Below are 14,065 nucleotides of genomic sequence, written 5' to 3'. Positions count from 1 at the left end.
TCTAGCTTTGTCGTCCACCATCTCGCTCGCTTACAGTAAGCGTCCATTCCTGACACGTGGCGTCAGTTGATGGCTGTCGCTGGTCGACAGTTCCAGGGCAGGAGCTCGTCGAGCCGGCTTGGGTGGTGCCCGTTGGACATGCGCTCGAGCACGTCCTCAAGATAGGCGAAGGGCTCGACGCCGTTAAGCCTGGCCAAGGTGACGAGGGCGCAGACAGTTGCCCCGCGGTCGGCGCCGCTATCGGGGCCGGAATGTGGCGGGGCGTTGCGCGCCAGAATGCTCCAAGCTCCGCGCTGCCGACTCTGGCGGAACGGCGGCGGACTCGTGCGCCGACCAATCCCAACCGCTTACGGATAATCGGCGGAATGAGGCTCCTCTACACCGAACCTAATCGCTTGAGCCGAGTTCGCTTTTTGGCAGGACTTGCAGATATCGCCTAAATAGCTACAGATGCCGCGATCAGCTGAGCTTGGAACACGGATGATCTCTCAAGAATTCTCGGTTGCAGGCTTCCGATGTCGGGAAGCGTTCGATTCCCCAATGAATCTGACAACTTCCTGAGCCGGTCGAGAAGGAGTTCGAGACAGATTGGGAGCGCTGGCGTGATCATGCGCACCACTGGGAGGCGTTCTCCTAGGCGACCCGTTCCGGTGCTTGCTTGTCGAGCGCCGCCGTAGCGGCTGAGAACGCACATAAATCAGCAACTGCTCGAAATGGCTATCACGGCACGACGGATAGCTGGCCGTCCTGCAGTGCCAAGACCGGGCGGAGTTCTGTGCTGGGATTCGGCTGCGGAGCCAGCGCAAAGAAGCCGAAGACGGGTGCCACCACCTCAAGTTCTCGGCGATACATGTCGTAGTCGGGCGAACCGGGCCGAACGAAACCAAGTTGAGGGCTGTGATCGACCATTCGTTTGAGAACAATCGGAGCGCTGGCTGGGGTAAAGTGTGCGCCACCAGGATTTGATAACGTCGTGATCAGGCCGCGTGCCGGCTCGTTACTCGTTTCAGGACGCGACACCATGATCAGACGAATAGCTCCCTTTTCCAATGTCACGAAGTTTACGAACGGCCGTCCCTCCGGGATGTAGACTCGTCCCTTCTGCGTGTGGCCCGCGTCGACACGTTCTTTTTCCTCGAACATGAGGCAGGACTCGGTTTCGTCCCAATGAACGGCCATGACATACGCATTAATGATCTCGGAGTTCGAGAAGGCCGGCCTGAAGCATACATAGTCCCCTTCGAGTGCCTCGACGCTTGCGCGCGCGTAGGAGCCGAGATCATAGGCGGTATTGGATCTGGTTGGCACGGGTGATTCAAGATCGTCAGCGATCGGGGGCGCATCATGCCAGCTATTATCCTTGTGCAGCACCTCGATTGTTTGTTCGGCTGTGACCTTGCGTATGCGTTCGGACTCGTTGAAGACGGCGAGAACCATGCCGCCGACGATAAAGCCCGTTAAACCGCTGCTGAGCGCCACCAGATGTGTCGCGTTCTCCGGATGCACATAGAATTGGGCCAATACGGGCTGGCCGACCAGATGCGCGACGAGCCAGCCCGCACACGTCAATGCGACACCGTTTGCGAAAGCCCCAAACGTGGCTACCCGGTACCAGTTTAAGCGCGAGGATCCCATGTACGAACAAATTAGCCCGAGGGAAACCGTGCAGATAAAAGGCGTAATGACCCCATATAGCCGTTCAACAAACTGCTTAAGAACGTGCTGATATCCGTCACCTTGTATCAAGGCGGACACAAGCGGAATACCGATACGAAGCACAATCGATAGACCCACAACGATAAGACCTGCGACTACCAGCTCGGCAATCGGCGGATATGCCGGTGTGTCGTCCTCTTGTCGTCCAATGAAACGTTGCGCCACGATGATCGCACCTGAGACTGCAAACCCGATTGAAATGCCAAACGTGATGGCAATCGTCAGGACTTTTCCCACCTCGAGCGGGAGCGTCCCTGGCATGAATACCATCATGCCGATGCTCAAGCCTGTTACAAGGAAGATCGTTGTCGCCCATTGATCCATTCCGAAGGTAGGCCCCGGACTGTAGGCGAAGCCCATTTTTGCAAGGCGCTGCAACCGAGCGCTGTGAGTTCTTTCGCAAAAGAGCACATAACGCGAAACGAGACTGCAGGTAAGATTGGTGACCTCCGCAATGTTGCGGTTCAGCGTTTCTTTCAATTCTGGGGTAGGTAGCGGAGAGGCGAAAAAGGCCAGGCCGGAGTGCATCAATTCTTCGTAACGAGCATCTGCGCGAGTGGCCAACGAGTCACCCAGTTGCATTATCCTGGCGTAGGCCGAGCGACCATATCCATTTCCGGCGAATTCAAGTGCGGTAGCGCTTCTCCTTGGTGCTACAAAGAGGTTGTATAGCCCGATAGCTCTTGTGAACCGATCAGGGAGGGTGCCATCGCTATTGAAGCTCAGTGCCCGCGGACTGATATTGTCGGAAATGATCCTGCTAACTTTCATTCGAACCATTCCGTGCGGTGCAAAGCCGGCGGTTTGCGCGAGTTCAATTGCAAGCCGATCGGCTTCACGCGGGATAGCGGCTAATTTGACGCAAAATGCCCGGGCAGCCCTGTCGATCCGTGCTACGTCCCGGAACAGCGAAGCGACAACGATTATTAGCACGGCCACAATCGGAGAATATTGAGCGAGTTGCGCTTGCGCTTTGGGGTCTACCTGCATCAACTTCCCGACCATGAAGTCGAAGCCGATGCTACCCTGCACAAGGCCGATCATGACAACGAGCCAAAGCGGTATCATCAACGCGTAATAAAAAATAACTCCCCAGAAGAAGAGGGCAAAGGTAGTGCCGGACCGATTGGTTGGCGGAGAGTTGAATCGCGCCCAAGCGACTACAAAAAGTGCCGAGAGTGCAATAATCCACTCGCTCTTCGTAACAATTTCTCGAATGATATCCATAGTACGCTCTCCTCCATAGAGAGCGACGCTCGCGCTATTGGCTTCGCTCTCGCCTCAGTAAGGCGCAGTTCGAAGAGGCCCTTTGGAGCGCTCGTCTTGCCTCCGCTTACGAGCCCCGATCAACTTAGGAGGGTAGCCGGAGCAACGAAGCGACGATGTGAACTGGTACACATTTGATCGGGAAAAAGCGAACCTTAAGTCTCGAGCCCCTAATGTAATGATCGCAAACACTCATCCAATGTCGTTCGACTACTCCGCCTACGGAGAGCGTCTAGATTAGGTGTATGCTAGGGTGCGACTTGGGCCCGTCGCTTCGGGAAAACTCCACATCCAAGAGCCACCTTGGTGAGGCGTTGCGGGCTGTGACCACCGCAAAACCGTCGCCGGGATAAAATTCCGTTGCAACCTCACATCGATATTCGTGGAGTATGCCGGCTCCGTCGAGTTGCTTAAATCCAAACGTGTCCTTGGCGACAAAGTCCCCGGGCGAGCCGTTGGCGAATGGATAAGGTGAAAACAGCCCAGAACTGTGTATGGAGTGCAGGGTGCAGCTGGTTCCAGTGTCGAGGCATTTGACGTGCGCTACTGTCACGCTGCTGACGTGTTCGTCGCCCGAGAGGAACACAACGCCCTTGATCTGATTGTCGCAAACAAATCGTAACAGGGAATGCAACGAGTACGGGTATCCCTCCCAGGCATCAGAAGCGAGTGCGCTGGCAGGTTCTTGCGAAACTGTCAGTCGTCTCGGCAGTAGCGCGGAAGCAGTCATTACAAATTTCGGCGATTTCGCGAACCGGGGCACCGCAAGCCATTTGCAAAGCTTGCGGAATTGCTCGGGGTGCATGATCGCCCTGTTGCGCCAGTCTGCCGCAGCACGCGGCTCCCGCTGTGTCCGTGCGTCCGCGAGAAAGAACGGCAGGCCTTTGTGCATTACTTTATGCCAGAGCGCGGGGAGCGCCTCCGGAGAGGCACGCTCGTACAGCCAGTACGCAGCCGTTCCGCGTCGCAGGCGTTCGGCTGCATGCGGGTCATTCGGTGCCCAATTGTCTCGGATTTCATGATCATCAAGCATCATTTGGACGTCGAGGTCGAGGCGCTGCAACACCGCCTTTGCACCTCGGCTTTCGCCGCGGCGCTCCTGCGACATGCGGTACAGCGAGTTCTTCAATTTTGGGTCGAAAAGGCCCGCGGTCGCATCCGCATAGATCTGGTCTCCGGCCAGCAACAGCAGGGTCGGCGGCGCGGACTCACCTAGGCGTTGGCCGAGCTTGAGTAGCGCGGCATCAGCGACGCCCGAAGTCGCACTCTCAGCAGCAGGCATGTGGTTCAGAATATCGTTGGGATACAGGCAGCTACCCAATGCAAAAGTGACGCGCGGTGGCGTAGCAACATCGTCCAAAGACGCGGGATCAGATGAAGCTCCTCGGATCAAGCCACCACGTAAGTCGCTGATTGTGTCATACGTAAGCGCCTCGCTCAAAGCGTTGGTCAGCCGCGATTTCGACTGGACCATTCGATCTGGCTGGCGCGGATTGCCGCCGATACCATCGGGTTGATTGTACAACAGCAGCACCAGAACCTCGGGAGCGTGGCGGGGCCAAGAACTGAACGGCACGTCGAAAAAGTAAGGACCAAGACGTCGGCGTCGTCGCTTGCGGATCCTGACCGGTTTACCGATACAAACGCCAACGGCCCTCAGGCCGTTGACGTCCGTCGGCATCGCCCTCGAACCGCTGAGATGTAGCGGTACCAGCCGGTCGCCGTTTTGCGCGACCGGAACTACAAGCGCGCAACGGGGGCGACCGCGACCGGGGCTGTCGCTTGCGAGAATACGGATCTTGCCGGGATATTTGAGTACCCGGAGTCGCACCCCATACGCGGGAGCTACCGCCTGGAAGGTCGAGACGCAGCTTCGGCTGGGTTGAGGAGCAGCCGAGCGTGCTGCACCTGCAGGTGGATCGGGAGCGCACAGATACTTGGCAATCACGCGACAGTTACGACCTGCGTGTTTGCCAATCAGGCAATCCTGGTGGCCATACCCTTCTATTCGCCAGGTGAGATAAGACGCCTGCCCAGGTGCCAAAGAGGCAGCGCTATCGGCGATTAGCTTCTCAATTTGATCAGGGGACTGAGATGTTGCTGTAGGATCGGTTTTACCGTAGCCGCGTATCGCGTTGAGGTATGGCACGCCGGCTGTTTCGAGGGTGTTTCGCATGAGAGCGAGCGTCGCTACGTCAACGAGACCGTTCTTATCGCCATGAATTGACATCATTGGAAATGTCAGCCTCTCGGCGATCCGTTGCGGGGTTACATAGCGGTTGACGCCGCGCTTGTTTGTTACGGTATTGTAACCGGCAAAGTGGATAACCTGCGATACAGTTTCGACACTGATCGGTCCGAAGAAGTCGTCCAATTGATCGAGCACTCCCGTCGAGAGATTCCTCAGCGAGAACGTGCGGCCGTAGAGAGCATCCATGCGGTGTCGAGTCCCCGCCCATGGGGTGGCCCTGGGAGGCAAGAACGGATTCTCACGCCTGAATTCGTGGCGCGGCATTGACATCGCCGCGAGGGCACGATCGTACAACTGGCCGGCGAGGGTGCTTTCGCCTTGGGGGCTGAAGGTGTACTCGCGCATGGAAACGAAGCGCCGCGCGTAACGCATGATGTACGCGGCCAGCACATTGGTGCGGCTCAAGATCATGACCGGTCCGACCTGCGAGAACACAACTCTACCGATCTTCTGACGCAATCGTTCATGGCGAGGCCCGTCTGCCAGCACGGCCATGCTGAACATCGCCGCCCCCATGCAATGCGCTACAACGTCAACTCTTGAAGGTTGGCCTCCGCCCTTGGTGCGCGCCGCCGACACATGCTCGATTGCAATCGGAATGTCCTGGTTGGCCATCTTCTCGAATGGCCAGTCGCTAGCTGCCGTGGTTAGACCTGCACTGCAGCGCATATCAAGGATCCACACGTCGCGGCCGGACTCACACAGCGTTTGCGCCAGGTTTCGCTTCACCGCAGGGTGCGCGAATGTTGTACCGCTGGCGCTGTAACCGTGAATCAGGAGTACAGGCCGCGTAACGGCGGCGGCAGCCGGTCGCCGCGCCGAGCCATCGTAGCGTGTCAGTCGGATTTGGACGGGCGGCTCGGCCTTCTCGTCAACCGTCAGCCACTCGATCTGTGGCTCCGGCAGGCCATGCACTGCTCCGGGCAGCCGTTGCGGGATCCGAGCGAGTGGCGCGTCTGGCCGGCGGAAGCTTAGGGCGTGAGCCTGCAAGACGACCCGAAACGCATACAGCACGAACGAGAGCATATCGCTTAAAGCCGCGATGCCGTCCTGCTGATCCACGACACGCAAGAGGGGTATCTCTTGCCGCGCGAGATAGCGCTTGTTCAACTTGAGCAGGGGGAATTTGCGGACGACCGGCGGGCGCATCTCCGGAAAACGCTCGACGGTCATTTCCAAGAGCTGCGTAAAGGGGCTCGCGGCTCGATAGTAGGTAAGGCGCTTGACTGCTCGAATGGACTGGTTCTCGAACCGCGAGGCATCGAACCCGGGGCTAAAGGTAACCGCGCCGACGGTCAGATCATATGTGATCAGGCGGACGGCGCCGGCGCGCGAACAAACCGATACAATTCCACTGACAAACTGCCATATTCGGCTACCGCGGGACGGCATTGGTTCAACCTGTTCGGGGCGCGGCCGCAAATGCAGAAACTCCTGGAACCACTGCAGCCGGTCCTGCACAAAGTCGCGCAGGCCACGGTTGCCGACCCACGCCAACAACGCGCGCGCCGTTCGAAGAACCCAATTGGACCGCGCAAATTCGAATAGGCGCAATTGCCCGGAGATGCTCGCTTCCAATGCGACATCTTCCCGTCGGGCTTGGTCGGAGACTGCATCGAAGTCTCTCCCCGCTTTCAAAATTGTAAGCGTGCCCTTGCCAGGCGCGATGCTGAGGCTGCGCTGTCCATTTCCCTCGCAGGCAAAGAGATTATTAAGCGCGGTCGGCTCGGTGGTCAGCGTAATCTGCACGCGATGCGGCTTGGACATTCCCGTCGGAGTGCGCAGTCGCACGTGACCGCGAACCTGCTCAGTAAGTTCGATGCGTGTGGGTGCGGGATTGCGGATGATATCCGTGGTCGCGTAGATCGGCCTTTCGAGCTCGCCTGGGGGAAGGCCAGGCCGGGTGTCCCTCAGCTTCCACTGCGTCTTCAGCTGCATGATGGCGCGCAGCGCCAGGACCGAGATGGTCAGGGACGGATTGATCCCAAGCGAAGTCGGTACAATCGAGCCGTCGAGAACAACTAGTCCTTCGTGCACCGACTGGCGGTGAGGCCCATTGGCATCGAACACGCGCCCGCAATCGTCCGTAACGCCTTGGCGTACGTCGTCGCCCATAGCGCAGCCACCGAGTGGGTGAACAGTCACCAAAGGCCCGCGTTGAGCTTCGAACAACCGTTCCAGCGCGTCGGAGAACGGCCGCCACATCAGGTTGTTCACAACGGTTCCACCGAGCTTCGATTGCTCCATTAGCTTGGCGAGCCGTTCATGATGTTTCTGCAGCCGCGGATCCGATCGAAGAGCGGGCCAGCATACCGTCAGCAGCCCATCGACATTGTCGCTTACCGGGCCGTCCCCAAGGGTCAGTTCACCCTCGGCAGCGTCACGGCCTATCATTGCGAGCACAAGGGAGTGTTTGATCGCACGTTGATCGACCGCGGCAGTATCCTTCTGTGGCCATCCCGCTTTATGGGATTTGAAGTCCGGGTCAGCGAGTTGATTGAGGACCTGGAACGTGGTGGTCGCCTCGGCAAACAAGCGGCGAAGCGGCCCTGGCACCGCCAGGTCCTCGATCACGAGATCGGTTTGCGGATTGCCGTTCCTTAGATCAATCATGCCGGTGATGGTCGGGCCGATCGCTTCGGTATCCGCTGTTGGCGGCGCACAAACCGGCTGCGCTTCATCTGCGACGGCGTTAACAGGCTTGGTTACGTCGTAGGCGGTGACCAGCATGTCGCCGTTTGCGGAGAACTTGCGACCGAGTTGGGCAGAGAAGCGGAGCGGCCCTTTCGAGCGCAACAAGATCTCAGTCGAGCCCAATGTGCCGGCGGCGAGTATGACCCGCTTGGCTCGAATTGCGAACGGATGAGGCTGGCGATCACGTAGATGCTCGTCTGTATGGTTGACATGCACAACCCATCCATTCGAGCCACTGTGATTTGCGGAAACGCGAATGACGGTTGCACCGGTAACAATGCGCGCTCCCTTACGCGCAGCTGAAACCAGCAGGTTGGTATCGAGAGACTCCTTGGCGCCATGATTGCAGCCAACCGCACAGTCACCGCACATTTGGCACGGGTTCATTTTGACGGCAGCACTGCTCGAGCGAGCGGTACCAGCAACCGTGATTCGAGTTAGTGCCGCCCTATGGCCATTGGCAAGCGTTCTCAGCTGCTTTGTCTTGTTCAGCCCGTTTGCGCGAGGGAGGCGATTTGCGCCTAAAAGCGGAAGGAGCCGAGCCGCCAACCGTTTCAGATCCTTGGCTTCGCGGATTGCCTTGGGCCATCGCGCCTCTTGAAACACGGCGGGGTGCGGCATTTCTGTCACGCCCGCATTGATCAGGGAACCACCACCAAGACCGGAAGCAACTACGACGACCGCGTCGTCGCTCCACCGGATGTCATAGAGGCCGTCGTAGGCGCCGCTTTGGCGTGACACTTTGGGTGTGGCGAAGCGCACGTGTCCGGCAAGATCGGCCTGCCCGGTGGGAAACGCACCGGGTAGGTACTCCCTGCCGCGCTCGAGCACACAGATGCGTAGCGACTTGCCGCTCTCGTCAGTGCAACCGCTCAGTTCGGCAGCCGCAATAGCCCCCCCGTAGCCGCTGCCGACAATCACGACATCAAAATCATGCTCGCTTTTTGCGGCAGCGGGCCGATCGCTCCGCGACCGCTCATCGATTAGAGTCTCGAGACCGCATGACAGCCAATTCGCCTGCCTTGGTGTCTGGTCGGTGGCTCCGAGGCCGTTGCCTTCGTGTAGCAGCATGTTCTCTTCCGCGAGAAAATGATCGCAACAAACACAGTCCGCAAATATCGCCTCAAATAATCAAGCCAGATTGCCCGCGGCTCCAAGGCCGTGGGTCTGCCTCACCTGTCGATCGCCTGCCAAGTTACGATGGCAGGGCCTTTAAAACCGATCTCGCCTACGCCGGATCTCAGCTGCAATCATTGCCTCGTCATGGCGCAAGGAAAGTCGCTGGGACTCCAAAAGTGCCCGATTCCATGTCCGGAACGCACGATCCTTACGGCCCTCCAGCCAAAGCGTCACGCCCGCCCATAGGCCGTATCGAGGTCTACCAATCGGAAACACCTGGCTATACCGCTTGAGTTCCTGCAGAGATTCCGATTCCCACTCGTTCCACTGGTCGTACTCGCGCGACAGTGAAGCCTCGCGACCTCGCAACAGAACCTCACATAGGCCGGACAAGCCAACGAGGGGGCTGTGTGAAGTTGGACGACGCATTTGGCGGAGCAGTCGGAGGGTTTCGTCAACTGCCTCAAGGCTCTCATCGTTCTGGCCAATGCGGGCGAGCGCTAATGCCAGGGAGCCCTTTGAGGAAACTTGAGCCGCCAAGTCGGCGGATCCGCGCATGGCGGAAGTGATGAGCTTTAACACTTCGACTGCTTCGCGCGGTCTGTCAGCATGAAGCGCGCACAATGCCTTGCATCGCAGCGCCCAGATCTCCTGTTGTGTGTTTCCGCAACTTTGAGCGCGCGACAGCAGGCTCTGCGCGGTTTGCTCGAGCGCCCCCCAGTCACCGCGGTAGAATTGCGACCAGAAGCGAATGACTTGGGCGCTGCCCCAACGCAATTGGTCTCCGGCCTGCAAACTAAGCTCTTGAGATTGCTTTGTCCGACAATCAACCACCGACCAATCGCCGCGTCCGACGCGCCACATGGCATCCAGAAAGCAGACGTGGGAATGTATCGCAGGGTCGGCTAGCGCGATCGCAACGCGTTCCGCCTTTCTCACGAAGTGTTCGGCCGCACGCTTTTGGCCCATATTTCCAAATCCCGACGCCATTTGCGAGCACGCCACCGCCAATTCCGGCGACAGGCCGGCACGTTCCGCATGAACAACAGCTTGAATGAGATGAAGTATAGTTGGCAAAAACCGGAGCTCGAAGAATTCGACCGCAGCTGCGTGGTTGTGGCAACGAGCTATCTCGCACTCCCAAGCCTTTTCGGAGCTGTTGTACCCGCGTGATGGGGAACGTAGCTGTTGAAATAGCAACTGCAGCGCACTTCCGGCGAGCCGAACGGCGACGTTGGCTGGCGAACTCGGAATCGATTCGCCTGCCACGGTGAGCGCGCGACGGACGGCACCACCTACAGCGTGAATGTCGCCACGGCTGTAATGAGCCTCAGCTAGCTGAGTTCTCCAATGTACGGCCCGAAGTCGTTCTTGCGCGCTCAATCTCTGCTGTCGGACTTCGTGACTAAAGCAGATCTTCAAAAAGTCTTCGACCTCACGAAACGCCCCGACCTGTAAAGCTTTCGACGCAGCCATTTCCGCATACTCGACAGCCTTCTCCTTGTTGCCCGCGGCCTCGAAATGTCGCGCCAGGACGGCAAATTCCGCCCCCGTCGTGGATGCCTCGCTGCGCTCAAGCCATTGGGCTAGGATCCCGTGGAGTTGTTGCCGCCGATCTCCCGCTATTGATCCATACACGACATCCCTAATTTGATCGTGACGAAACTCATAAGCGTCTTCAGTTGGGCCTCGCCGCAGAAAATGTGTCGCCACAAGGGAGTCGAGAAGAGCCGTAAGATGATGACTGTTTAGCTCAAGCAATTGCTCAAGCAACCGAACCGTAAACGATCGCCCGATTACCGCAGATGCCTTCAATACATCGAGCAGGTTGGGTTCGACCCGATCGATCCGTTCGCGTATCACTCGCTCGACGCCTTCGAAATACTTGAGTTCATCGAGTGGGCGGATCGAACGCCAGCAGCCGTCGCGGATCGCGATCAGCCCCTCCGTCTTTAGACTTAGGGCTATCTCCTCCGCAAAGAGCGGATTGCCACACGCTAACGCAGAAATCCGGTCAGCGAGCGCGGGTTCCGGGGGAGAGCTCGCGACTGTTCGAGCGACAAGCTCGCGCGTCGAATGATCGCTAAGTTCCTCCACCTCCATGATTCGGAAAGATCGTGCGGGATCATCCAAATCAACTTCAGATGCGGTCATTCGCGCCGCCTCGGCACGACGCTGCAGGCTTCTGAGCTCTTCGGGGATCTCTTCCAAGCGCACACACGCCAAGATCAGAATTGACGAATGGGTAGCGATGATCCATTCCAGGAGACGCCATGATGCAGAGTCAAGCCATTGGCTATCCTCGAGCACGAGCACCACGGGGCGCGGTGCGATGATCGCAAGCAGGTCACCTAACAGGCGCATGGTTGCGTCACCACGATGCGCGCCTTCCAAATGACGTGTACTTTCATTCTCCGGGATTTCGACACCCAGAACTCCGTTTAGAAGGGCGAGACGATCCATGGTCGTAGGGTGCATCGCGACACGCGACGTGATGGCACGCAGTATGGAAGTTCCCTCGGAGTCGGAAGAAAGTCCCAGAAGAGACGCGAGTACTCGGCGCCAAGGTAGGAGCGATGTTCGCCGATCGTCCCTTTCGGCTCGGGCGAGGGCGACTGTTGTGGCCATTGAACGAAGCTCATCGGCAAATGCGGTCACCAGCGCCGACTTGCCGATTCCTGACTCCCCGATGACGGCTAGCAGACGCGTTCCCCCGAGGCGAGCGTCATCAAATGTCCGTCGTAAGGACTCGAGCTCACGCTCCCTGCCAATGAGGACCGGAGAAGAGGAGGGCAGTTCGTGATGTTCAGCCGGACGAAATACCGCAGCCATGTCGCCTAGTCCGACAAGCTGTAACGCGCCGCGCTCTTCGAATTTGAAGGCGGTTCGGGTCGCACGTTCCGTGGGCGCGTCGCAGAGTATGCCGGTTTCGGCCGCAGTCATCAGACGCGCGGCGCGGTTCATGGAGGAGCCATGGACCATTAGTTGTCGCCGGCGCGAGCTTCCCACCACTCCAAAGAGTGCGTCTCCCGTGGCCACGCCGATCGATGACGATAATCCTCTCAGATCGATGGCGTGATTGATCGCGCGAGCGGCATCCACCGCGCGGCGGGGATCATCTCGGTTGAAATTGCCGCGGGCGCCAAATGTGGTGGAAAAAATGAGACCCTTATCGCCGCAAAACAGATCTCCTGGTGGCCCGCCGTGTACCCGCACGATCTCTTGTAGCGATGCGCAGAGCTCATGATGTTGAAGCAGCGCATCGGGATCATTCAGGTCCAAGCCGGTAATTCGCGCGAAAAGTGCAGAAACGGGTCTGATCTCTGTCAACTCTGCGAGGCGAGCATCCACATGGCGGTCGGAATCGAGATCAACTGCCAGCGACCCGCTCGTGATGCTTTGGCCCTGAACAAGCGCTGGCAGGGTCTCCCGCACTTGCGGTGGCAGAAATCCGGTGAGCCAGTCGAGCGGCGGAGACGCAAGATAATCTCCGACACTTGCCCAACGGTGGAGGCTTTCGGGCTCACTCTCGCCAGCCAGTCCTAAAGCGGCAGCGGGTGAGATCTCGTAGGTTCCGCCTCGGGCCATGCCTTGTGCGGCAGCTGCCTCTACGATCGCTTCGCCCATCGCGAGGAGGGTCCAGACTGGCTGGCCGCCCAAAGCGGCCGCGCAGAGCTGTCCCGCACCTACACCGACGTGGAGGGCTGGGCTAAGTTCGTTCGGTATGCCGGCTCCTTCACGATGGCCTGTGCGGCAGATCATCTCTGCGCAATTGATTGCTGCTCGCACGACAGAGCTGAGCTTCTCACGATCTGCCGGCCAATAGGCCAGCAGTGAATCGCCCGCAAAACACAGCACTTCGCCTCCATGCTTGGAGACACATTCCGCACAGCGGGTGTAGGAAAGGCCCAGCAGCCGCGGAATCTGTTCGAGTCCCTCCTGTCCGCGGCGCGCCAGCTGCTCGACCAAAGCGGTGTATCGGGAAACGTCGACAAATATTACGGCCGCTGGAAACTTGATAACCGCGGGACGAGCCCCAGCCGTGCCGTGGAGTCGTGCAAGCAAGCCGATCGGAAGAAAACTTTCGAGGAGATGATAATGCCCCTGCATGATTTGCTTCCGCGATGGGTCGGGAAGAAAGCCGGCAACCGGGGCAGGCTGCGAAGGCGTGAATGCGCTACCTCTTCAGCCGCGCCCTGCTAACATCTTTGCAAGTAAGTCACTGATCGGTAAGGGGCTGCTTGACCCAAGTCAAAGACCCAAGCTCCAACGAGGACGGGGGAGGCAGCCCGATAAGCGCCATGCAGCTAATCACGTTTGAGTCGAAACGAATGTGAACTGGTTCACATTTAATTTCCGAAAGAGGACGGTCGTTCTACCTTGGACGCTTTCTTGATGAAGCTCCCCGAGAGCCGCCGTTAGCTTCGTTCGTGCCTCTATTTCGAGGTCCAAGCCGATGTTTTACTGCCGATCAGCGGATCACCGCTCTTCCGAATTGATCGCCTTGTGGCGGCTGAAAGCCGTTCCGTACTTCGAGGTTGAACAGCGATCAATTCTTGCCAGCTACGGTTGGGCTTGATCCGTCCGCTAAAGTCCGCCTTGCCAGGTAAGGCGCGATATTGGGAGCTGGAGAGCTTACAGGTGCGCGCGGTTGCGGCGACGGCGTGGCGACGGTCGTCACGCTCGTTGCTGCTGCGATGGCGACGGTCGTTCCGCTCCGAGCGGGAGGATCCACCGAACGACCAATTGGATTCCTTGCGGTGAGGCTGGCCCGGAGCTCAGCGGTGGGTCGACCCAAAACCGGACGTCTAGTCTAACGCCGACGACGCGCTCGCAACGGGCTTCCCTGCTCGGCGCGCGCCCGTTCCCTGTTCGCGCGCAAAATTTCCCTGTTCCGATGCTGACGCAGCGGGCCGTGGATGCGCAGGATTCGCAGTACCTCTTGTGTGTTTCGCGCTTGCCTCGCCGAGAGCCCCCCTGCGGTGGGCACATTCCTCCCTGTAGAATTCCCTGTTACCA

General features: G+C 58.7%; 4 protein-coding genes. All 4 read right to left on the bottom strand.

Going from position 1 to position 14,065, the window contains the following annotated elements; genetic code table 11:
* Positions 1-62 precede the first annotated feature (62 nt).
* Positions 63-197 (bottom strand): transposase domain-containing protein, encoded by a 135-nt coding sequence (locus NLN62_RS01980; protein ID WP_256575871.1) that lies wholly within the window; start codon positions 195-197, stop codon positions 63-65.
* Positions 198-720: 523 nt separating this feature from the next.
* Complete coding sequence (locus tag NLN62_RS01975; RefSeq protein WP_254107154.1) at positions 721-2,943, bottom strand: hypothetical protein; 2,223 nt, start codon at positions 2,941-2,943, stop codon at positions 721-723.
* 271 nt (positions 2,944-3,214) lie between these two features.
* Positions 3,215-8,998 (bottom strand): alpha/beta fold hydrolase, encoded by a 5,784-nt coding sequence (locus tag NLN62_RS01970; protein ID WP_254107153.1) that lies wholly within the window; start codon positions 8,996-8,998, stop codon positions 3,215-3,217.
* Between the two features lie 141 nt (positions 8,999-9,139).
* Positions 9,140-13,156: an AAA family ATPase gene (locus tag NLN62_RS01965; RefSeq protein WP_254107152.1), complete on the bottom strand. Its 4,017-nt coding sequence runs from the start codon at positions 13,154-13,156 to the stop codon at positions 9,140-9,142.
* Positions 13,157-14,065: the final 909 nt, after the last annotated feature.

This window comes from Bradyrhizobium sp. CCGUVB23 (genome assembly GCF_024199885.1).
In the GTDB taxonomy this organism is placed as follows: Bacteria; Pseudomonadota; Alphaproteobacteria; order Rhizobiales; family Xanthobacteraceae; genus Bradyrhizobium.
Note: the sequence above shows the minus strand (reverse complement) of the source record. Positions and strands in the feature narration are given on the sequence as shown.

Bases quoted from the DNA above. Each gene is read 5' to 3' on its own strand.
- NLN62_RS01975 (WP_254107154.1), bottom strand. From the start codon at position 2,943: ATGGATATCATTCGAGAAATTGTTACGAAGAGCGAGTGGATTATTGCA.
- NLN62_RS01970 (WP_254107153.1), bottom strand. From the start codon at position 8,998: ATGCTGCTACACGAAGGCAACGGCCTCGGAGCCACCGACCAGACACCA.
- NLN62_RS01965 (WP_254107152.1), bottom strand. From the start codon at position 13,156: ATGCAGGGGCATTATCATCTCCTCGAAAGTTTTCTTCCGATCGGCTTG.